General features: G+C 70.8%; 18 protein-coding genes and 3 pseudogenes. 16 read left to right on the top strand and 5 right to left on the bottom strand.

Translation table 11 applies throughout. From position 1 onward, the window contains the following. The first annotated feature begins 12 nt into the window (after positions 1-12). The 3 genes from CCN51_RS13840 (at position 13) to solA (ending at position 4,822) form a co-directional block, all read left to right on the top strand. Entirely contained in the window at positions 13-861 is an 849-nt protein-coding gene (locus tag CCN51_RS13840) for a creatininase family protein (RefSeq protein WP_055413862.1), read from the top strand. A 65-nt stretch (positions 862-926) separates the two neighbouring features. Then, positions 927-2,384, top strand: a complete 1,458-nt coding sequence (locus CCN51_RS13835; RefSeq protein ID WP_245881613.1) for an aldehyde dehydrogenase family protein — start codon at positions 927-929, stop codon at positions 2,382-2,384. Then, complete coding sequence (solA, locus tag CCN51_RS13830) at positions 2,381-4,822, top strand: N-methyl-L-tryptophan oxidase (RefSeq protein ID WP_014174025.1); 2,442 nt, start codon at positions 2,381-2,383, stop codon at positions 4,820-4,822. Before CCN51_RS13835 ends, solA begins: the two co-directional genes overlap by 4 nt. Before the next feature lie 47 nt (positions 4,823-4,869). On the opposite strand, the gene CCN51_RS13825 is transcribed toward solA, so the two are convergent. Then, positions 4,870-5,574: a GntR family transcriptional regulator gene (locus CCN51_RS13825; RefSeq protein ID WP_014174024.1), complete on the bottom strand. Its 705-nt coding sequence runs from the start codon at positions 5,572-5,574 to the stop codon at positions 4,870-4,872. Positions 5,575-5,653: 79 nt separating this feature from the next. Between CCN51_RS13825 and CCN51_RS13820 the strand changes: the two genes are divergently transcribed. From CCN51_RS13820 to CCN51_RS57320, 8 genes and pseudogenes are all read left to right on the top strand, one after another. Continuing rightward, positions 5,654-6,307: a cyclase family protein gene (locus CCN51_RS13820; protein ID WP_014174023.1), complete on the top strand. Its 654-nt coding sequence runs from the start codon at positions 5,654-5,656 to the stop codon at positions 6,305-6,307. Then, positions 6,304-7,896 carry a gamma-glutamyltransferase gene (locus tag CCN51_RS13815; RefSeq protein ID WP_170061304.1) on the top strand — a complete coding sequence of 531 codons (1,593 nt, stop codon included), beginning with the start codon at positions 6,304-6,306 and terminating at the stop codon, positions 7,894-7,896. The genes CCN51_RS13820 and CCN51_RS13815 overlap by 4 nt, the downstream gene beginning before the upstream one ends. Continuing rightward, positions 7,893-9,860, top strand: coding sequence for a primary-amine oxidase (locus CCN51_RS13810; RefSeq protein ID WP_043489115.1), 1,968 nt, complete (start codon positions 7,893-7,895; stop codon positions 9,858-9,860). The genes CCN51_RS13815 and CCN51_RS13810 overlap by 4 nt, the downstream gene beginning before the upstream one ends. After that, entirely contained in the window at positions 9,857-10,405 is a 549-nt protein-coding gene (locus CCN51_RS13805) for a hypothetical protein (RefSeq protein WP_014174021.1), read from the top strand. The genes CCN51_RS13810 and CCN51_RS13805 overlap by 4 nt, the downstream gene beginning before the upstream one ends. A 121-nt stretch (positions 10,406-10,526) precedes the next feature. Continuing rightward, complete coding sequence (locus tag CCN51_RS13800; protein ID WP_014174020.1) at positions 10,527-11,879, top strand: aromatic ring-hydroxylating dioxygenase subunit alpha; 1,353 nt, start codon at positions 10,527-10,529, stop codon at positions 11,877-11,879. A 5-nt stretch (positions 11,880-11,884) separates the two neighbouring features. Beyond that, positions 11,885-13,321: a glutamine synthetase family protein gene (locus CCN51_RS13795; protein WP_014174019.1), complete on the top strand. Its 1,437-nt coding sequence runs from the start codon at positions 11,885-11,887 to the stop codon at positions 13,319-13,321. A 25-nt stretch (positions 13,322-13,346) separates the two neighbouring features. After that, complete coding sequence (locus CCN51_RS13790; RefSeq protein ID WP_014174018.1) at positions 13,347-14,315, top strand: PDR/VanB family oxidoreductase; 969 nt, start codon at positions 13,347-13,349, stop codon at positions 14,313-14,315. Positions 14,316-14,679: 364 nt separating this feature from the next. Next, positions 14,680-14,931: pseudogene (locus CCN51_RS57320) on the top strand (integrase core domain-containing protein); the annotation flags it as partial. A gap of 20 nt (positions 14,932-14,951) precedes the next feature. On the opposite strand, the gene CCN51_RS13775 reads toward CCN51_RS57320, so the two are convergent. Beyond that, positions 14,952-15,209 carry a transposase gene (locus tag CCN51_RS13775; RefSeq protein WP_245881612.1) on the bottom strand — a complete coding sequence of 86 codons (258 nt, stop codon included), beginning with the start codon at positions 15,207-15,209 and terminating at the stop codon, positions 14,952-14,954. A 29-nt stretch (positions 15,210-15,238) separates the two neighbouring features. Here CCN51_RS13775 and CCN51_RS59945 point away from each other — a divergent pair. From CCN51_RS59945 to CCN51_RS54925, 4 genes and pseudogenes are all read left to right on the top strand, one after another. Then, positions 15,239-15,376 (top strand): annotated as a pseudogene (locus CCN51_RS59945) (IS110 family transposase); the annotation flags it as partial. A 420-nt stretch (positions 15,377-15,796) separates the two neighbouring features. Next, entirely contained in the window at positions 15,797-16,009 is a 213-nt protein-coding gene (locus CCN51_RS13770; protein WP_014174016.1) for a type II toxin-antitoxin system VapB family antitoxin, read from the top strand. Further along, on the top strand, positions 16,006-16,425 hold the full coding sequence (locus CCN51_RS13765; RefSeq protein WP_014174015.1) for a PIN domain nuclease: 420 nt from the start codon (positions 16,006-16,008) through the stop codon (positions 16,423-16,425). The genes CCN51_RS13770 and CCN51_RS13765 overlap by 4 nt, the downstream gene beginning before the upstream one ends. Before the next feature lie 246 nt (positions 16,426-16,671). Continuing rightward, positions 16,672-16,821 (top strand): hypothetical protein, encoded by a 150-nt coding sequence (locus CCN51_RS54925; RefSeq protein ID WP_158104668.1) that lies wholly within the window; start codon positions 16,672-16,674, stop codon positions 16,819-16,821. A 467-nt stretch (positions 16,822-17,288) separates the two neighbouring features. On the opposite strand, the pseudogene CCN51_RS13750 reads toward CCN51_RS54925, so the two are convergent. Together CCN51_RS13750 and CCN51_RS13745 are read right to left on the bottom strand one after the other, a co-directional pair. Further along, positions 17,289-18,369: pseudogene (locus CCN51_RS13750) on the bottom strand (integrase core domain-containing protein). A 224-nt stretch (positions 18,370-18,593) separates the two neighbouring features. Continuing rightward, positions 18,594-19,184: a flavodoxin family protein gene (locus CCN51_RS13745; RefSeq protein WP_014174011.1), complete on the bottom strand. Its 591-nt coding sequence runs from the start codon at positions 19,182-19,184 to the stop codon at positions 18,594-18,596. Between the two features lie 171 nt (positions 19,185-19,355). Between CCN51_RS13745 and CCN51_RS13740 the strand changes: the two genes are divergently transcribed. After that, entirely contained in the window at positions 19,356-20,309 is a 954-nt protein-coding gene (locus CCN51_RS13740; protein WP_014174010.1) for a helix-turn-helix transcriptional regulator, read from the top strand. A 156-nt stretch (positions 20,310-20,465) separates the two neighbouring features. On the opposite strand, the gene CCN51_RS13735 is transcribed toward CCN51_RS13740, so the two are convergent. Next, positions 20,466-20,837: an aquaporin gene (locus tag CCN51_RS13735; RefSeq protein ID WP_014174009.1), complete on the bottom strand. Its 372-nt coding sequence runs from the start codon at positions 20,835-20,837 to the stop codon at positions 20,466-20,468. Positions 20,838-20,968: the final 131 nt, after the last annotated feature.

Here is a 20,968-nt window from a genome sequence, read left to right as displayed (position 1 = left end):
AAGGGAGGAGACATGTCCGTCTTCATCACCGGGCCGTCCGGACGGACCGTACCCACCGGCCTGGACGTCCCGGAACTCGCCGCGCGGTTGGGCGGGACCGGTTCGCCGGTGCTGTGGGAGGAGCTGACCTGGCCGGACGCGAAGTCCACCGCCGCGGGCCAGAACGCCGTCATCATCCCCGTCGGCGCCACCGAGCAGCACGGTCCCCATCTCCCGCTCGCGGTGGACACCCGGATCTGCGAGGCCGTCGCCCTGGGGGTCTCCGCCCTGACCGGTGTGCCCGTCCTGCCGCCCCTGAGCTTCGGAGTGTCCGCGTCCCACGGCGACTTCGCCGGGACGGTGGCGCTGCGGCCGGAGACCATGATCGCCGTCGTCGAGGATGTCATCGACTCGTTGTACGCCTCCGGGATACGGCAGTTCATCCAGCTCAACGGGCACATCTGGAACAACGGCGCGCTCGATGTGTCGGCCGAGAAGCTGAGGGTCCGCCATCGTGATGCCCGGGTGCGGGCATTGGGATACGTGACGATGTACCCGGGACCCGAGGTCGACGGACATGTCACCTACGGCCGGGCGCTGATGCACGCCAACTACTTCGAGACCTCCGTCATGCTGCATCTGGCGCCGGAGCTGGTCCGGATGGAACTGGCCACCTCCCATGTCGACCTCGACTCCTTCTGGGACTACCGCATGGACCAGGTCAGCGAGACGGGGGTGTGGGGCAGGGACGTCACCGACGCGGACCCGACCCATGGCGCGGCGGAGTTCGACCGCTGCGTCCTGACCACCGCCCGGGCGGTCTCCGCCGCGGTCCGCGAGCCCTGGCCCGATCCAACCCACCGCCCCGGACGACACGCGTGACGCCGGGATCGGGAACCCAGGACAACGGACCGCGGGGCGGCGGCCCGACCCAGAAGGAGAACACCTTGGACCCCAGCATCGTGCTCCCCCGGCTGCCGGACTGCGAGCCCATGCTCATCGGCGGGGAGTGGACCACGGGCACCGCGCGGGAGCGGATCCCGGTGCTCGACCCCGCCACCCAGGAGCAGCTCACCACCATCGCCCAGGCCGGTCCCGAGGAGGTGTCCGCCGCGGTGGCGGCCGCCGCCGACGCGCACCGTGACCGGCGATGGCGCGGACTGCCGCCCCGCCTCCGCCGCGACGTGCTGTTGCGCCTCGCCGAGCTGGTGGCACGCGACGCCGAGGAGCTGGCGGTGCTGGACACGCTGGACAACGGCAAGGCCATCGAGCGGGCGCGCGGCGATGTGGACCTCGGCCTGCAGGCCATCCGCCACTTCGCGGGCGCCCCGACCCGGCTGTCGGGCACTGTGCACGCATCCGGCGCCGACCGGCATGTCTACAGCGTGCGCGAGCCGGTCGGCGTGGTCGCCGCCGTACTGCCGTGGAACTTCCCCTTCATGATCGCGGCGTGGAAGATCGCCCCCGCTCTGGCCGCCGGCTGCACGGTCGTGGTCAAGCCGGCCGAGCAGACCCCGCTCACCGCGCTGCGGCTGGCCGCGCTCTGCCTGGAGGCGGGCGTGCCCGAGGGCGTGGTCAACGTGGTGACCGGTGACGGGCGTACGGGTGCGGAACTGGTCGCCCATCCCGACGTCGCCAAGGTGTCCTTCACCGGGTCCACCGAGGTGGGGCGGCTGATCATGGCCGCGGCGGCGCCGTCGGTCAAGCGGCTCACCCTCGAACTGGGCGGCAAGTCGCCCAACATCGTCTTCGCGGACGCCGATCTGGACGCCGCGGCCCCGGCCGCCGTGCGTGCGGTGTTCGGGCACTCCGGACAGATGTGCACCGCCGGAAGCAGGCTGCTGGTGGAGAGGCCGGTCGTCAAGGAGCTGCTCGATCGGCTGCTGCCGGCGGTGGAGGCACTGCGGATCGGCCCCGGGCTGGCGGGCGGCATCAACATCGGTCCTCTGGTGTCCCAGGAGCAGTACGACCGCGTCAGCGGCTACCTCGGCCTGGGCCGGGCCGAGGGCGCCAAGGTGGCCGCGGGTGGCGAACCGCTGCCCGGACCGGGCTGGTTCGTGCGGCCGACGGTGTTCACCGGCGTCAGCCCCGGCATGCGGATCGCCAGGGAGGAGATCTTCGGCCCGGTCGCCACGGTCATCCCGTTCGACACGGAGGATGAAGCGATCGCCCTGGCCAACGACAGCGACTACGGACTTGCCGCCGGTGTGTGGACCGGCAGTCTGGCACGCGCCCACCGCACGGTCGCGGCGCTGGAGGCCGGCACCGTGTGGGTCAACACCTACAACGAGTTCGACCCCGCCGTGGCCTTCGGCGGGATGAAGCAGTCCGGCCTCGGCAGGGACCTCGGCGACGCCGCCGTCGACGGGTTCACCGAGCTCAAGAGCGTCACGATCGCCCTGTGAGCGCCCCCACCACGACCGGGACCACCGCCTCGCACCCGGCACCGCCACCCGCCATCTTCTCCGCCCGCGCGCTGGAGGTCGCGGCTGAGCGCGCCCGCACGCCGGGCTCCGCCACCGGCCACCACTTCAACGCCGCCGGTGCGGCCCTGCCCGCCTCCGTCACCGTGGAGACGGTCATCGGCCACTTGCGCGCCGAAAGCCTGTCCGGCGGCTACGAAGCCGCCAAGGACGCCGCCCCCGCGCTGGATGCCGTCTACGCACGTACCGCTGAGCTCCTCGGCGCCCGGCCGGAGGAAGTCGCCCTCGTCGAGAGCGCGACGGCCGGCTGGCATCGCGCCGTGTCGGCGCTGCGGCTGCGCCCCGGCGACCGTGTGCTGGCCACTCGCTCCAGTTACGTCAGCAGCGCCCTGCACCTGCTGTCGGCCGAACGCGACCACGGTGTCCGGGTCGAGCTGCTGCCCAACGGCCCCGACGGGGCGGTGGCACTGGAGGCACTGGAGACGGCGCTGCGCACCGGTCCCGCCGCCCTGGTCACCGCGGCGCATGTGCCGACCTCCTCGGGTCTGGTCGAACCCGCCGCCGATATCGGCGCGTTGGCCCAGGCGCACGGGGTTCCCTTCCTGTTGGACGCGACACAGTCGCTCGGCCAGCTCCCGGTCGACATCGGCGCCATCGGCTGCGACCTGCTCATCGGGACCGGCCGCAAGTTCCTGCGCGCGCCGCGCGGCACCGGGCTGCTCGCGGTCCGCCGCCCCCTCCTGGACCGGCTGGCCCCCGAGGCACCCGACGTCCGGGGTGCCCATTGGACCGCCGAGCGGAGCTGGGAACTGGTGCCGGACGCCAAGCGGTTCGAGCTGTGGGAGGCCGCACACGCCCTTCGCCTCGGTCTGGGTGCCGCTCTGGCGGACCTGACCGCCCTGGGCGTGGACACCGTCTCCCGGCATCTGGCGACGCTCGCCACCACACTGCGGGAACACCTCGCCGAACTGCCGGGCGTGCGCGTCACCGACCCGCCGGCCGCGGGCGGCGCGATTGTCACCTTCGTGGTCGACGGACTGGACGCCGGCGCGGTACAGCGAGAACTCGCCCGCCGCCGGATCCATCTGATCGCGGTGCCGGCGGGGCACGGCCGCTGGGACATGGATCCCCGGGGCCTGACCAAGGTGGTGCGGGCCTCGGTGCACGTCTACAACGACAGGGCCGACCTGGACGCCCTGGTCGAGGCGGTGCGGGAGATCGTCAGCCTGCACGGCACGCCCACACCGCCGCGGGAGCCCGCACGTCGGTCCAGCGCCGCTGTCCCCGCACCCGCACCCGTCACGGCACGCCGTGGCACCCGGTGCCGTGACGCGATCGTGGTCGGCCTCGGCGTGCACGGCAGTGCCGCCCTGCGCCGGCTGGCCGCGCGCGGACTCGATGTCCTGGGCCTGGAACAGTACGCCCTGGGCCATGACCTCGGGTCCTCGCACGGTGCGACCCGGATGATCCGGCGCGCCTATCCCCATCCCGACTGGGACGGTCTGGTGGACACCGCCTACCGGGCCTGGGAGGAGCTGGAGGACGCCGCGAAGACCCGTCTGGTCGACATCACCGGCGGTCTGTACGCGGCGCCGATGGACCGGCCGGATCCGCTGCGCGGCCCCGGCTGCCGACAGGTCGGCCCCGAGGAGGCGGCGCGGATCTTCCCGGGGCTCCGGCTGCCCGCCGGATTCGGCGCCGTACACGACCCGCGGGCCGGGATCATCGACGCGGAGGAGACCTTGCGGGCCCAGCTGACGCTGGCCGAACGGTCGGGTGCGGCCGTGGCGGACCGTACCCCGGTCATCGGCTGGGAGCCGGACGGCGACCAGGTCGTGGTGCGCACCGCCGACGGCGTACTGCGCACCCGGCACCTGGTGCTGTGCACCGGTCCCTGGACGGCGGCCCAGGTCCCCTCGCTGGCGGCGCGGCTGACGGTCACCCGCATCGTCAACGCCTACTTCGCCGCCGACCTGGCGGGACCGCTGGGCCCGTCCGGTCTGGGCAGCTTCTCCGTGGATCTGCCGCAAGGGCTGCTGTACGGGTTCCCCGCGACCGGTGGCCGCGGCCTCAAAGTGGGGCTGGACAGCGGCCCGGCCTGGGATCCGGACGCGCCCCGCCCCGCGGCGACCGCGGCGGAACTGGCCCTGCTCGCCGAGGCGGTGGCCCAGGTGCTGCCCGGTGCCGGCCCGGTGACCGAGAGCCTGACCTGCCTCTACACCATGACGGCCGACCGGCGTTTCGTGGTCGGCGAGGTACCGGGAGTGGAGCGGGCGCTGGTGGCGTCGGCGTGCTCGGGACACGGTTTCAAGTTCGGCCCGGCGATCGGCGAGGCACTGGCCGATCTCGTGTGCGGGACCGCCCGCCCGGACCTGGACTTCCTGTCCCCGGCTCGGCTGCTTCCCGGTGGTGCCGGGTGAGGGGCGCCATCGGGCGGCCCGGATGGTCCGGATGGTCCGGGACCGTCTCAGCCGTGGAAGACGGTCTGGGAGCGGCGCTCGTACCAGGCGGTCAGAAGCTCGCCGGAGCTGATGACGTGGTCGCGCATGACCTCTTGGGCACGGTCCGCGTCCCGGGCGGTCAGCGCTTCGACGATGAGCTCGTGCTGCCGGATGTTCAGCTGCCGGTGGCGCTCGTCACCGGCGAGGGCGAGCGAGGAGACATTGCGCGGGAAGCTCTCGTTGATCCGGTCGATCATCCGGCTCAGCCAAGGGTTGTCGGCCGCCTCGCAGACGACGGTGTGGAAGCAGTCGTTGGCCGCCGTGGTCGCGGGGCTGCCGGCGGCCGCCTCCTCACCGGCGGCCCGCTCCGCGGCCTCGCGCAGGACGGCGTTGTGCTCCCGCAGTGCGGTGAGCTGACGCCCCGTGATACGCGAGGCGGCACGCCGGGCGGCCAGCCCCTCCAGCTCGGCGCGCACCTCGTAGGCCTGGCGCACCTCCCAGGGCGTGGGCACCCGGACCACCGCGCCGCGGTTGGGCTGCACCTCGATCAGCCCGCCGCTCTGCAACTGGCGCAGCGCCTCGCGCACCGGTGTGCGGCTGACCCCGAACTCGGCGGCCAGCGCCGCTTGGCGCAACGGTTTGCCGATCGCCAGCTCGCCGTTCATGATCCGCGCGCGAATGCGGGCCGCGATGTCGTCGACGAGGGGGCCCTCATCAGTCTGGGGCGTCATCGGAGTCGGTCAAGCCCTTCTCGTGGTCGGTCTTTTGGATCCACTTCCATCATATTCGAATCCAATAAGGGGTAAGTGCATGAATCTGGATTTCGACAAGGCCATCGACGTGTCGGTGCCGATCCACCCCGGAATGCTGCACTGGGGCCGCCGCCCCGAGGTGGAGATCGTCGAGTCCCGCACCGCCGGCGACGCCTCCAATGTGAGCCGCTGGCGCATTGGTACCCACACCGGCACGCACATCGACGCTCCCGCCCACTTCATCGACGGCGGAAAGACGGTCGACCGGCTCGATTTGTCCGCTCTCAACGGCGCCGCGCGGGTGCTGGACCTGACGCATGTGAAGGAGCAGATCACCGCCGCCGACCTCGACGCGGCCGGCCTCGGCTCCGAAGAGCGCGTGCTGCTGCGCACCAGCAACTCGGAGGGCGTACTGCGCAGCCCGTGGAAGGCCCGGCAGTGGGTCGGACTGGCCCCGGACGGCGCGGAACGCCTCATCGAAGCCGGGGTGCGCACCGCGGGCATCGATTACCTGAGCATCGAGGCCGTCGCCCACACCACCGACTGGCCGACCCACCAACTGCTGTGCGCCGCAGACGTGTTGATCCTGGAGGTGGTCGACCTGCTGCATACGCCGGCCGGGGTGTACGACATGCTCTCCCTCCCGGTGCCGTTGCAGGGCGCCGAGGCCGCCCCCTCGCGCACCGTGCTCCTGCCGCGGGACGAGGCGTGACCGCCGCCTCCCGGCTGATCCTGGCCGCGCCGCATCCGGCGGCGCTGACGGCCGCCCGGCGGGCGGCGGAGCGGGGCGGCAACGCGGTGGACGCCGCACTGGCGGCGGCGGTCGTCCTCACCGTCGTCTATCCCCACCAATGCTCTCTCGGCGGCGACCTGATCGCACTCGTCCACTCCCCCGACGGCACGGTGCGCGCGGTGCTGTCGGCCGGCGCGGCCGCACACGACGTCGATGTCGACACGCTGCGCGCCGCGGACCGGCGGATGCCCGCGCAGGGGCCGCAGACCGTGACCGTACCCGGCGCGGTGGCCGGCTGGGCCGAGCTCGCCGAAGCCCATGGCACACCGGGGACCTTGGCCGCCACCCTGCGGGACGCCGCCGCGCTGGCGGAGGAGGGTGCCACCGTATCGGCGGGGCTGGCGCGCGCCGTGCGCGAACAGTCCGCGCGGATCGCCGCGGATCCCGGGCTCAGCGCGCTGCTGACCGGGCCCGGCGGGGCGCCGCTCGACGAGGGCGACCCACTGCCGCAGCCGCGGCTGGCCGCCGTACTGCGTGCGCTGGCGGACGATCCGTCGTCCTTCTACCGGGGGGCGGTTGCCGAGGCACTGGCGGACGGGCTGCGCCGGGCCGGCAGCCCACTGACCGCGAGCGACCTCGCGGCCCACCGCACGGAGAGCGTCGAGGCACTGACGCTGGACGTGTTCGGCACCCGCTGGTGGACCGCGCCGCCACCGAGTCAGGGCGCGAGCCTGCTGGCCGTCCTGGAGGCCGCCGACGCGGCCGCGACACTCCCCGAGCCATGGCGGACCGGCCTCCTGGCGGCCCGCTGCCAGGACGCTTCGGCGGCCCGTGACCGGCTGCTGGGCGATCCACGCGGCACGGAGGTGGGCTTGGACGGACTGCTGCGGCCGGCGCCGCTCGCCGGTGCGCGGCCGCCGAAGCCGCCGTTCCGGCCCGCCGGGGACACGGTCGCGGTCACCGCCGTGGACTCCTCGGGGCTGGCGGTCTCTCTGATCCAGAGCGTCTACCAGACCTTCGGCTCCGGCATCTGCGAGCCGGACACCGGCATCGTGCTGCACAACCGCGGCTCGGCTTTCAGTCTGCTGCCTGGCCACCCGGCCCTCATCGGCCCCGGGCTGCGGCCCCCGCACACCCTGTGCCCCGTGCTCGGCCGGTCCGCCGACTTGCTGCTGGCGGCCGGCTGCCAGGGCGGCCGGGCCCAGCCGCAGATCCTCGCCCAGACGGTGCCGGATCTGATGGACCCGGCCGCCGACCCGGCCGCCGTGCTGGACCGGCCACGCTGGGTGGTCGGCGCCCGCGACATCGGCCACGCAACGCAGACCCTGCTGGCCGAGCCCGGGTCCGTCCCCGCCGCCACGCCCGGCTTCCCGTCGAACGTACCGGTCGTTGTCGCTCCCGGCCGCACCGACCTGGCCGGTCACACCCAGGTTGTGCGGCTGGCCGCCGACGGCCGGCTGGACGGCGCCTCCGATCCACGCGCCGACGGCGCCACCGTGTTCCACGGCCCGCCCCACGGCGGCGCCGCGGCAGACCTCGCCGGATTTTTGGAAGGAAACCCCCGATGAGCACCCTCGCCCCCGAGCCCGTACCGGCGGACGCACCGCATCCGCTGGACCCCCTCACCGCGGCCGAACTGGCCACCGCCGCCAAGGTCCTGCGGGGCGACGCCCGGGTCACCGAGGACGCGCGCTTCTGGGGCGTGACACTGGACGAGGACCACGCCCGCCGTGCCGCCCCCGGCGACACCCGGAGGGCCCGCGCGGTCGTGATCTGCCCCTCCGCGCACCTCGCGTACGAGGTCGGCCTCGAACTCGGCGACACGCCGCGGAGCACCGCCTGGCGGGAGCTGGATGTGCGCAGTCCGGGCTGCTCCTCCGAGGAGGCGCGGCAGGCCGCTGCCGCTTGCCGGGCGGACCCGCGCTTCCAGCGGGCGCTGGCGCTGCGCGGCATCCACGACGTGTCGCTGGTGATGGTGGACCCGGAGTCGATCGGCGGCTTCGAACCGCCCGAGTACAAGGGCCGCCGGCTGACATGGGGCAGCGTGTGGCACCGCACCTCCGAGGACGACAACGGCTACGCGCGCCCCGTGCAGGGCGTGGTGCCGATCATCGACATGGAGTCCATGGAGATCCTGCACATCGAGGACCACGGCGTGGTTCCGCTGTCGCAGGAGTCCGGGGTGTTCTCCACCGGAGTGGTGCCGCCCCGGCCGGGTCTGCGGCCCCTGGAGGTGGTCCAGCCCGAAGGCCCCAGTTTCACCGTCACCGGTCAGCGGATCGACTGGCAGGGTTGGTCGGTGCGGGTCGGCTTCACCCACCGCGAGGGCCTGGTGCTGCACGACCTGACCTTCGACGCGGGTGGCAAGGGCCCGCGGCAGGTGATCCGGCGCGCGGCCGTCAACGAGATGTACGTCCCCTACTTCGACACCGCCTCCACTCAATACCGCAAGAACTTCTTCGACTGGGGCGAGTACGGCGCGGGCCCGCTCACCAACTCCCTGGCCCTGGGCTGCGACTGCCTGGGCGTCATCCACTACTTCGACGCCGCGGTGCTCGGCGGCGACGGCGTCCCCCGGGTCATTCCCAACGCCGTCTGCCTGCATGAGGAGGACGATGGCATCCTGTGGAAGCACCACGACGGCCGCAGCGGCCGCACGGAGGTGCGCCGGTCCCGCCGTCTGATCATCTCCGCGTTCGCCACGGTGGCCAATTACGACTACGGCTTCTACTGGTCGCTGTACCAGGACGGCTCGGTGATGCTGGAGATCAAGATGACCGGCATCCTCTCCGCCACCGGCGTGGCGGAGAGCGAAGAGACCCCCTACGCCCGGCGGGTCGCCCCGAACGTCGCGGTCACCAACCACCAGCACTTCTTCAGCGTCCGCCTCGACATGGCCGTGGACGGCCCCCGCAACCGGCTGGTCGAGGTCACCGCCGAGCACGAGACCGACCCGGAGCTGGACCCGTACGGCAACGCCGCCCGGACCGTGCTGCGCCCCATCCTCAGCGAGGCGGAGGGAGCCCGGCGCACCGATCCGTCGCGTGCGCTGCACTGGCGGGTGGAGAGCGCCGAGGCCCGCAACCGGATGGGCGAACCGACGGCGTACCGGGTGCACCTGGAGAACACCGCGGTCCTGCCGGTGCGGGAGGACAGTGTGTGCGCCCGCCGCGCTCCGTTCGTGGGCCGGCAGCTGTGGGCGACCGCCTACGACCCGGACCGACGGTTCGTCGCCGGTGAGTACCCCAACCAGGCCGAGCCGGGTGCGGACGGCGTGCACAAGTGGCAGGAGGAGGACCGCTCGCTGGACGGCACGGACCTGGTGCTGTGGGCCACCGTCGGCTCGCACCACTTCCCGCGCCCCGAGGAGTGGCCGGTGATGCCGGTGGCCAGGGCGCGGCTGCGGCTGGAGCCCGACGGGTTCTTCGACCGCAACCCGGCCCTCGACGTGCCCCCACCCGTCTCCTGCCATGCGCCGCGGCCCGCGGCGGCCGGCCACGGGTCCGGGGCGCCGGACCACTGCTGCGAATGAGCCGGGCCCTGCCGCGGCCGCTCTGGCCGACAGCGGCGGGGCTGGTGGCGGTGGCCGCGACGCTCACCGCGGCCGCGACGGCGGGCGGCACCGGGCCGGTACACGCTCCGCACACGCACGCCGCCGACGCCGCCCCGGGCCTGGTCACCGCCGTGTCGGCGTTCACCCTCGCGGTGAGCTGGCCCGCCCTCCGGGTGGCCCTGCGACCGGAGCGGCGCCGTATGACGTGGCGGTCCCTGCTCGCCGCGACGGCCGGTGCGCTGGCGCTGGCCGTACCGCTGCGCTGGGCGCACCCCGCCGACGGCTTCGACGCCCATCTGTGGGCGATGGCCCGGTTCGAGCTGCTCGCGGGGGTGGGGCCGGGTCTGCTGGCGTACGCCGTCCACGCGACCGAGGGGGCCGGGCGGTCCGCGCCTCCCCCGCGCCGGGCCCGCTCTCGCCTTCCGGAAGCGGTGTCGGGCGCCCTGGCCTGGACGGTCACGACGTACGCGTGGCACCTGCCTCCGCTGCTGGTGCTGGACGGTCCGGCCGCCCAAACCGTCTGATGCTGACGGCGGACGCCGCGATGGCGGCATGCCTGCCGCGCGGGCCGCTCGGCCTTTGCACACCCCGAGCTGTTACACGCCCGTCTCTCACACGGGCCCGAATAGGACAGAAAGGCGTCCGATGCGCGAGGAAGAAAACAAACGGCTCACCCGAACCGGACCTGGCACCCCGGCCGGGGAATGGATGCGCCGCTACTGGCAGCCCATCGCCCTCAGCGAGGAGCTCGACGGCATACGGCCCCTGGTGGCTCCCAAGGTGATGGGCCAGGACCTGGTGCTGTTCCGCGACGACGGCGGCCGGCTCGGCCTGGTCGACCGCGGCTGCCCGCACCGCGGTGCCGACCTGTCGCTCGGCCGTCTGGAGGACGGCGGACTGCGCTGCTGCTTCCACGGCTGGCTCTTCGGCCGCGACGGCTCCTGCCTGGACACACCCGCCGAGCCCGTAGGCAGCACGCTCGCGTCCCGGGTCACGCTGGGCAGCTACCCGGTGCGCGAGCGGAACGGCATCATCTGGGGCTACCTCGGCCCCGGCGAGCCGCCGGAGCTGCCCGCCCTCGACTGTTTCCGGGCGCCCGCCGACCGCGCGTTCGCATGGAAGGGCCTGCTGGAGTGCAACTGGCTCCAGGCCCTGGAAGTCGGCATCGACCCCGCCCACGCCTCCTACCTCCACCGCTTCTTCCAGGACGACGATCCCCAGGACGGCTACGGCAAGCAGTTCCGCGCCGCCTCCCAGGGCACCGAACTGCCGATGACGAAGATCCTGCGCGAGTACGGGCGGCCCGACATCGACGCCGTCCGCACCCCGTACGGCATCCGCATCACCGCCCTGCGCACCCTCGACGGCACCGACACCGAGAGCCGGCCGATGGACGGCAGCCGCACCCACGTCCGCATCACCCACCAGGTCTTCCCCCACGCCTTCCACATCCCGCTCGACGCGGAGACTGCCATCACCCAGTGGCACGTGCCCATCGACGACACGTCCTGCTACTGGTACGCGCTGTTCACCAGCATCGGCGGCCCGGTGGACCGGCAGGAGATGCGCCGGCAGCGGGTCGGCGCGGTCACCCTGCCCGACTACCGCCCGCGCTACGGCCGTTCGAACAACTACGGCTACGACCCGGCGGAACAGCTGACGAGCACGTACACCGGCCTCGGCACCGACATCAACGTGCACGACCAGTGGGCGGTGGAGGGCCAGGGAGCCGTCCAGGACCGCACCCGCGAACACCTGGGCCGTTCCGACAAGGCCATCGTGATGTACCGGCGGATGCTCGGCGAGGCCATATCCGCCGTCGAACGCGGCGACGACCCGCCCCTGGTGCTGTCCCCCGAGGAAGCCGCCCGGATCAAGGGCCCGGCCACCCTCGACGGCATCGGCCCCACCGAGGGCTGGCATGAGTACTGGGCCGCCGTCACCGCCAAGCAACGCGCCGACAGCAGTTGGGCGCAGCCCCTGGAAACGGACGGCTGAGCGACGTGGGATTCATCGAACACCACGCCCTGTGGAGCGCCGAACAGACCGCCGCGGCGGGCGAGATACGCGAGCGCGCTGCGGCCGGTGGAATGACGGTGGTGCGCCTGGTCTTCGCCGACCAGCACGGTCTGCTGCGCGGCAAGACCGTCACCGTGGCCGAACTGCCCAACGTGCTGCGCGACGGCACCGGCATCGCCTCGTCCTTGCTCGCCAAGGACACCTCCGGGCGGACCGTCTTCCCCCTGTTCACCAAGGAGACGCCGCTCGGGCTGCCCGAACTGCGCGGCGCCGCCGACATGGTCATGGTGCCCGACCCGTTGACCTTCCGGATGCTGCCCTGGTCGCCGGGAACGGGCTGGCTCCTGTGTGACCTGCGCTTCACCTCCGGAGCGCCGGTCCCGCTCTGCACACGAGGGCTACTGCGCTCGGTGCTGGCCCAGGCCGACGGGATGACGTACCGCACCGGCCTGGAGGTGGAGTTCCACCTCTTCCGGCTGGACGACCCCCGGCTGGGCCCCGGTGATCTGGGACAGCCCGGCGCCGCGCCCGAGGTCGGCATGCTCAACCACGGCTACCAGTACCTCAGCGAGTTGCGGTACGACGAGCTGGACCCCATGCTCGACCTCCTGCGCTCGCACCTCGAGGGCCTGGAACTGCCGCTGCGCAGCCTGGAGGTGGAGTTCGGCCCGAGCCAGTTGGAGCTGACCCTCCAGCCGGCCGACGGGCTGGGCACAGCCGACGCGATGGTGCTGCTGCGCGGCGCCGTCAAGCAGGTCGCCGCCCGCCACGGCCACCACGCCACCTTCATGTGCCGCCCCCATCTGCCCGGGGTGTTCTCCAGCGGCTGGCATCTGCACCAGAGCGTGTTGCGGGACGGCGTCGGTGTCTTCGCCCCCGAGGACGGGAGCCGCGCCGCGGCCGGCCCGCCGCTGTCTGCGTACGGCACCGCCTTCCTCGGCGGACTGCTGCGGCACGCGCGGGCCACGAGCGCGTTCTCCACGCCCACCCTCAACGGCTTCAAGCGCTTCCGCTCGCTGTCGCTGGCCCCCGACCGCGCGGTGTGGGGGTGCGACAACCGCGGGGCGATGGTGCGCGTGCTCGGTGACGGGCCGGCGTCGGTGCGGTTGGAGAACCGGATCGGAGAGCCCGCCGCCAACCCCTACCTCTACCTCGCCTCCCAACTCGCCGCCGGACTGGACGGTGTGGCGGGCGACATCCACCCCGGCCCCGCAGCCGACGAGCCGTACGCCACCCGGGCCGAACCGCTGCCCCGTTCGCTGGGCGAGGCCCTCGACGCACTGGAGGCGGACCAGGCGCTCGCGAGCCGCCTCGGCAAGGACTTCGTGTCCTACTACACGAGCATCAAGCGCGCCGAGATCAGCCGCTTCGACCAGGAGGTCACCGACTGGGAGCAACGGGAGTACTTCCGTGTCTTCTGACACCTTTCGCGCCGACGGAGTCCCCATGACCTCACCGACCACCGAACGTCTCCTGGTGAAACAGGCCCGCTGGGTCGCCCACGACGTGGTGGAACTGCGGCTGATCCGGCCGGCCGGCGGCACCCTGCCGTCGTGGGAACCCGGAGCACACGTGGAACTGACCCTGCCCTCAGGGCTGCGCCGGGCCTACTCGCTGTGCGGGGACGTCGCGGACACCGAGTCGTGGACGGTCGCGGTCCATCGGGTGCCCGACGGGCGCGGCGGGTCACGGGAGATACACGACACCGCCCTGGTGGGCCGGGAGCTGAAGGTCCGGGGGCCGGTCAACCGGTTCCCGCTCGTGCCCGCGGAGGGCTATCTGCTGCTGGCCGGCGGCATCGGCATCACCCCGCTGCTGCCGATGGCACGCGAGCTCACCACCCGCGGCTTGCCCTGGCGGCTGGTCCTGGGCGCCCGCGATCGGTCCCGTCTGGCGTACACCGAGGAGTTGGTGGCGCTGGGCGGGGACCGGGTGCTACTCGTACCGCAGGACGAGGCGGGTCTGCCGGACCTGGCCGCCGAACTCGCCGCATCCCCGCCCGCTCACGCCGTCTACGCGTGCGGCCCGCAACCGATGCTCGACGCGGTGACGGCCTTGTGCCGGGCCGCGGACCCAGTGCGGACGCCTCGCCTGGAACGCTTCGCCCCCGCCGATTCCGGGCTCCCGGAGCGATCCGGCTCGCAGAGGGGTGAGTTCGAGGTGGTGCTGCGCCGTTCGGGGGTGCGGACGACCGTGCCCGCCGACCGTTCCGTGCTGGACGTCGTCCGCGAGAAGCTGCCGGACGTGCCCTATTCCTGTGAAGAGGGCTACTGCGGCAGCTGCGAAACATCGGTCACGGCCGGGATCCCCGACCACCGTGACACGGTGATCGACCCGTCCGAACGTCCCACCGCCACCACGATGATGATCTGCGTGAGCCGGTCCGCCTCCCCCGTGCTGGAGCTCGACCTGTAGGGTGTACGTGCCAGAAATCTCGTCCGGTGCTGCTGCGACTGCCCTTGAAAGTTGTCAATATTCACGATCGGGCTGCTGAGCCGGGCATTTCCTGTGGATGATGAGGCAGCCGGGGCGGCATGGCGTGGTACTCGTTGAGCAGCCCACCGAGTTGAAGGGTGTCATTACTGCCGTATAACGGCTGACCTGGTGCTTTGCGATGGCCCGAATTTGGGCATGATCGCTGATCGTGGGGCTGCGATTGCTCTACCTGATCTTCTGCCGACTGCTGGGGTCCCTCCTGCTGTCGGGTGTGGGGCTCGGTTATTCATCGCTGCTGGTCCAACGCCCCACGCGGCGCGCAGAGAGCTGCGACCATGCTGGGATGATCGTGTCGCTCCTGTACCAGGTGACTCGACGCCTTCTCGCCGTCCCGACGGTGCTTCTGCGGCGGGACACCTCGAAGGAGGCCGAACTACTCGTCCTGCGCCATGAAAACGCCGTGCTACGACGCCAACTACAAGGACGAGTACGGTACGAACCCGCGGACCGCCTGTGGTTCGCCTCCTTGTCCTCCCTAATCCCCCGCCGCCGCTGGGCCAAGGTCTTCCCCATCACGCCCAGCACTGCGCTTGCCGGAAACCTCATCCGCCCAGGTCATGCGGCATGTCGGTATTCGCGGAGGATGCCGCCGAGGCGATCACGACGTCGTATGTTGAGGCGGGTAATCTTCTCCGGATCGGCGATCGCTGGCGGTAACGGGTGCAGCGGGCGGGCGTTGGCGATGCCCTGGTGTGGCCGGTGTCCGTTGTAGAACTGCTCGAACTCGCGCAGGGCGTGGAGCAGGTGCCGGTGATTCCAGATCAGAGTACGGTCCAGGAGTTCCCGTCTGCAGGTCTGCACCCACCGTTCCATGATCGAGTTCATTCTCGGCATCCGAACACCGCCACACCTCCGCCCAACGCAACCTCTTCAACCGACTGCTCGGATGCCTCCACCACTGCCTCACCCACAGCACCCACTACAACGAAACAACCGCATTCCCCGCACCGACAAACCCCGCCCCCGCAGCAGCCGCTTGACAGATCATCCGCATCGGACGTCTTGACCCCCAGCCCAGCGACCACTCTCCGCGATAATCCGTACCGCACCGTAGCAGCCTGCCTCGAGGTCGTACACCGCCGTACAGGGCAAGAGAACGCCGCTACCAGCAACCGGCTCCCGAGCGCACCAATCCTGCTACGCAACGCTCCAAGCCGACGGCACGACCATTCACCAGCTCGGCGTCGCCATCGCCCGCACCTCTTCGCCCCGAACACCGAGCCTGCGGAGCTCGGGCCCCAGGACCCCGACCGCCCCCACTTCGATATCACCAGCCCCGAAACAGACCCGTCCAACCCCCTCGGCGATACCCGCACGGCCATCGACCTCAAAACGACACCATTTCAGTGCCTCATACTGCTATCATTTCGGGTGTCACTGCGCCTGGCAGGAGGAACTTGATGTCGCGCACCATGATCGATCTCGACGATGAGATGGTAGAGCAGGCGATGCGCCTGTACGGCGTGAAAACGAAGGCCAAGGCCGTGCGCATGGCCATGGAAGAGGCCGTCAAGCGTCGACTGCGACAGGAGGGCATCGACGCGATCAAGTCCGGTGACCTGGACCTGACCTACGACAGCCGGACAGAGCCCGACAGCAGGAACGTGGCGTGAGTGAGCGCTTCCTGATCGACAACTCCGCCCTCCAGCGATGGCGCAAGCCGAAGGTGGCGGAGGTCCTCGACCCGCTCCACGAGGATGGCGTACTGGCTGTGTGCGGACCGGTCGAGATAGAAGTGATGTACTCCGCGCGCAACGAGAACGACGCGAAGCGCCTGCATTGGTTCCTGGCCGGCTTCGACTACCTGCCGATGACCGACGAGGTGTGGGACCGTGCCAAAGACGTCCAGCGACAGGCCATCGCCAAGGGCAACCACCGCGCGCTGTCCATGCCGGACCTGTTGATCGCCGCAGCGGCCGAACGGCATGTGGTGACGGTGCTGCATTACGACCAGGACTACGACATGATTGCCGCGATAACAGGCCAGCCCATGAAGTGGGTCGTGGAGGCGGGCACAGCGGACCACTGACTTGTCGGGTACGCGGAAGCTCCTGTCGATCCCGGCTGTGCTTCTGCGCCGACAGACCGCCAAGGGCACGGAGTTACGACCAGCACCGCGGCCCACTCAAGGCCCCCCACTCCCCCACTTCGGCCCTCACCTCACCCACCGCGTCCCAGCCCGGGACACGTGCGCCAACGCGGCCCCCGGTCCGACGATGAAAGACCCGGTGGGCACGTCTGTCGGTCGCCACCCGGCCATACGTATCGCGCGACGGTGAGCGGGACGTCGCTGCGGGTTCAGCAACTTCTGGCACACGTCGAGACCGTCGAGGTCCGGCAGACCCAGGTCGAGCAGCACCACGTCCGCGGCGGCCGGGTGAGTCCGTCCCGCCCCGTGGCTGCCCATGTCACCTCACAGCCGTAGCGGTGTCCTTGCCGAGAATGTCATCTGTGCTGGTCATGGGGTGTGTCAATTTAACGGCTGATCTTGGTGGGTGAGTGGTCAGTTGTTGCTCGGGGTCAGGTGGCCCTCGAAGGCGACCTGGAAGGCGTTCAGGGGTGCCTTCCAGCGCATGGTCCACCTCTTGCGGCCTGTGGGTGCCGGGAATTATGTCACCTGGGCTGACCTGCTGGTTCGGATCTGCCAGACCTCAGGAGCAGCGATCCGTTCTGAGGCAGCATTGAGGTTCCCCCGAGATGCGAGGAGGGGCGACAGGGCCGTCATGGCGGCACTGCTCCCGCTCGTCAGCGCAAAGCGGCGATCACAACTGGCCTTGCTGGTCTCTCCACGGTCAGTGCTGCGCTGGCACGCACGGCTCATCGTCTGGAAGTGGACCTACCCATCCCGTCGTCCGGGCCGACCTGTGCCGTTCGGAAACTCGTCGCTGCTGGTCAGGCGGCGTATCTGTACTCGTTGATCACGCCGCCGAGTATTCGGGTGTGCAGGAGCCGGTGAGTAGTCGGAGCGCTCATGGGCTTCGGGTGTTCGTGGGCGAGGGGAGGGAGCTGTGCCCGGGCCTGGTGTGGGCGATGACGGTTGTAGTGCTGGGCGTAGGCGTCGAGGATCTGTCGGGCATGGGTTTCGTTCCGTATGAGCAGGTGGTCGAGGACCTTGCGCCGCAGGGTTCCGATGACCCGTTCGCATGGCGTGTTCATCCGTGGCGTTCGAGGCGTTGTCGGCACGACCTCGATGTCATCGGCTGCGAAGACTGCGTGGAAGGAATCGGTGTACTTCGCGTCCTGGTCGCGAAGCAGGAAGCGCAGCGTGTCCATCCGCACACCCAGCTCGATGGCGAGGTTTCTCGCCTGTTGCACCGTCCAGGGCCCGGTGGGATGGGCTGTCACGCCGGCGATGTGCAGTCGGCGTGTGTCGTGCTCGAGGAACAGCAGCGCGTACACGCGGCGCAGGTCGATCAGGTCGACGTACAGGAAGTCGCAGGCGATGATGGACTCGGCTTGCGCGGTCGGGAACTCGCGCCGCGTCGGGCCTCCCCGGCGTGGGGCTGGATCGATGCCTGCCGCTGTGAGGATTTCCCAGACCGTCGCCGACCGGGTGTCCGAGCCGGATGAGTTCGCCCTGGATCCGTCGGCAGCCCCACCGCGGATTCTCCTTGGCCAGCCGCAGCACCAGCGCCTTCACCACAGGCGCGGTCGGCGGTTTCCCGGGCCTGGCCCGGCGCTTGCTGTAGTCCCACTTCCGAGCGGTCAGCCTGCGGTGCCATACGAGCGGCGTCGCGGGCGTCACCGGGAACGCGTTCGCCTACCGGCACCGGGGGATTAGCGGCGACAGCGCCGCGAACCACAGCCGATCCGCCGGCTCGTACCGCACAGGCCTCGTGAGCTGCCTGCGCAGCACCGCGTTCTCGTGTCGCAGCACCAGCAGTTCCGCGTCCTTGGCCGCGTCCCGACGCAACAGCAACGCCGGGAACGCGAGCAGCTTCCGAGCCACCTGGTACACCAGAGAGACGATCACCCGGACAGGGTTCCAGCAGACCGTGATGGAACGCCAGACCCGCCCCGAGCAGCAGCGATGACATTCCGAACGGCACAGGCGGGGCTGCCGGTGAGCGTGTACCACTCGTCGGCCCCGGCGCACTGGAGACCCCGTCGACTCGCATTGTCGGCAGCCCAGCCAAGGATCTGCCGCCCGCCCCGGCGCCGTACGGAAACCCGGCAGCCGGGGCGAAGGGCCCGCGATCAGGCAGCGCGTGCGGCGCGGCCGGCCACCCACGTGGCGGCGGCATCCGCGACACGACGCCCCAGCGCCTCGGCGGTGGCAATGTCGCTGGCCGTCACCCCCTCGGTCCCCTGATCCGCGTTGGACTGAGCGGCGGCACCCAGGAAGAAGCCCAGCCTGTTGAGATCGTTCTCGCTCCCTTGGGACGAGTTCCAGCCACCCGGCAGGCCGAGCGCGATCCAGTGCATACCGTGCTGCGACGCCAGCGTCGAGAAGTACTGGAGAGTTGACTGCTTGTCGCCCGCCTTGGAAGCCGAGTTGGTGAATCCGGCCGCCAGCTTGTCCTTCCAAACCTGCCCGAACCAACGCTCGGAACTGGCCTCCGCGAAGCCGTGGAAAGCGGTGGCAGCGGTTCCCATGTAGGTGGGGGAACCAAAGATGATCGCATCCGAGGCGTCCAGCTGCCTCCACTGGGCTTCGGTGATCTCACCGACGGCGATCAGGTTCACGACGGCGCCGGCCTCCTTGGCACCACGCTGAACAGCCTCGGCAATGACGGCGGTGTGGCCGTAGCCGGAGTGATAGGCAACGGACACGATGGGCGAAGTCACAAGTACCTCCTACGCTTGAAAATGAAAGCTTCGAGATTCAACTTATTGGCGTCCTCGCAGGTGAACCAGGTAGGAGGCTGACAGATCATGGTTAAAATCCGACACTTGGGTGTGACGGCTACTCCGGTTAAGCTGGTAACGGCCAGGTTCCCTGCGTGATGGTGGCTACTGGTGACGGTGAGAAAACGACAGGGCACATCGCGCGAGATCGCGGACATCGGCTTCGCTCCCGCCGTCGGAACACCTGCCGGCATCGAAATCATCTCTCTGGCCGACCTGCGGGAGCGGGCCGCCGTCCACATGGGCGAAGGAGGGCTGCAGGCACCGCAGCGACCCACGTTTCACCACCTGATCACCCTCTCCAGCGGCTCGTTGTGGCACACGGTGGACTTCACCGGCTACGCCCTCAAGCCGGGCTCCTGGCTCTGGACCCGACCTGGTCAGGTGCAGCAGTGGGGTGATCTGGACGACGCCGAGGGCACCCTGGTCCTCTTCGAGGGCGACTTCCTGGATCCGGCCACCGTGGCCGCAGCGCGGATGGACGATCCGTACGCCCCTACGCTCCAGGTTCCCGGTCCCGAGGACCGTCACGCGCTGGAGATGGCCGTGGACCATCTGGCGCTGGAGTTCCAGGCGTTGCGTGGCATCTCCCTGGAAGCGCACTTGGCGGTGTTGCGCCACCTGCTGGCAGTCCTCGTGCTGCGCCTTTCGCAGCGCACCGCGCCCGTCGGCAGCCCGGCACCGGACCCAGGGCAGACATTCCTCCACTTCCGTGACGCGGTCGAACGCGACTTCACCCGCACCCGTCGCCTGGAGGACTACGCCCGAGCCCTGGGCTACTCACCCCGCACCCTCTCCAGGGCCGCGCTGACCGGAGCCGGGGTGGGGGCGAAGGAGTTCATCGACCGGCGGGTCGTCCTGGAAGCCAAGCGCCTCCTGGCGCACGGCAATCAATCAGCCGCCCGTGTCGCGGCGCAACTGGGCTTCACCAGCGCCACCAACTTCAGCAAGTTCTTCCACCAGCGCACCGGCCAGTCTCCGATCTCCTTCCGTGTGACCGTCCGCGGCCGCTCCTCGGAGGATGGCGGGAGCGAAACGGCCGACGCCAGGCGACCTGGGCGGTGAGCGCCGCTCCCGCGAGCGGAGCCAATAGACAGAGACCCACAGAGGCCGCCTACCGGCGGGCCGGTTCGCATCAGCAGCAGGGTGACACCGAGGATCGCCGCTCAGGACACGGCTTCGGCGATGAACAACGCAGCGTCCGGCCAGGCAGGGGCGGACTCAACTGCGGCGTAGTCGATCCGCCGCCGGTCCCCACACGAGGCGGGCCAGGCGGCCATTGCCGACTACGAAACCAGCGAGCAGGGGCGATGTACACCGTCGGCGGCCGGGGAAGACGCCTGTCAACCACAGGCCGAGGGCGGCGGCCGGGTTGAGGTGTCCGCCGGAGTGACGACCCCATGGAGACGGCGGCGCCCACACGAGCACCGCGCCGACGATCACCGCCACGAACTCGAGCCGAAGGTGCGGCTCCGGCAGGTCCCGGCCGAGTGGGGAACCCACCATCACCCAGCGGACGGTGGTGGCCGCGGCGAAGAAGACACCGCCGGTCAGGACGGACTCCGCGGCGGTTGCGCCCCAGGTGGTGGTCACGGTGGCCCACCACCCGGCGCAGGGGCCCTCGTGAGTATGGGTCAGCCCCAGCTCATCTCGCCGGTGGCGACCTTGGTGCCCAGGTCCAGAGCCACCGCCAGGCCCAGGTCTGGGTAACGCTGGAGCATCGC

The organism is Streptomyces milbemycinicus, assembly GCF_002154605.1.
GTDB classification, from domain to species: domain Bacteria; phylum Actinomycetota; class Actinomycetes; order Streptomycetales; family Streptomycetaceae; genus Streptomyces; species Streptomyces milbemycinicus.
This window is presented reverse-complemented; position numbering and strand designations above follow the sequence as displayed.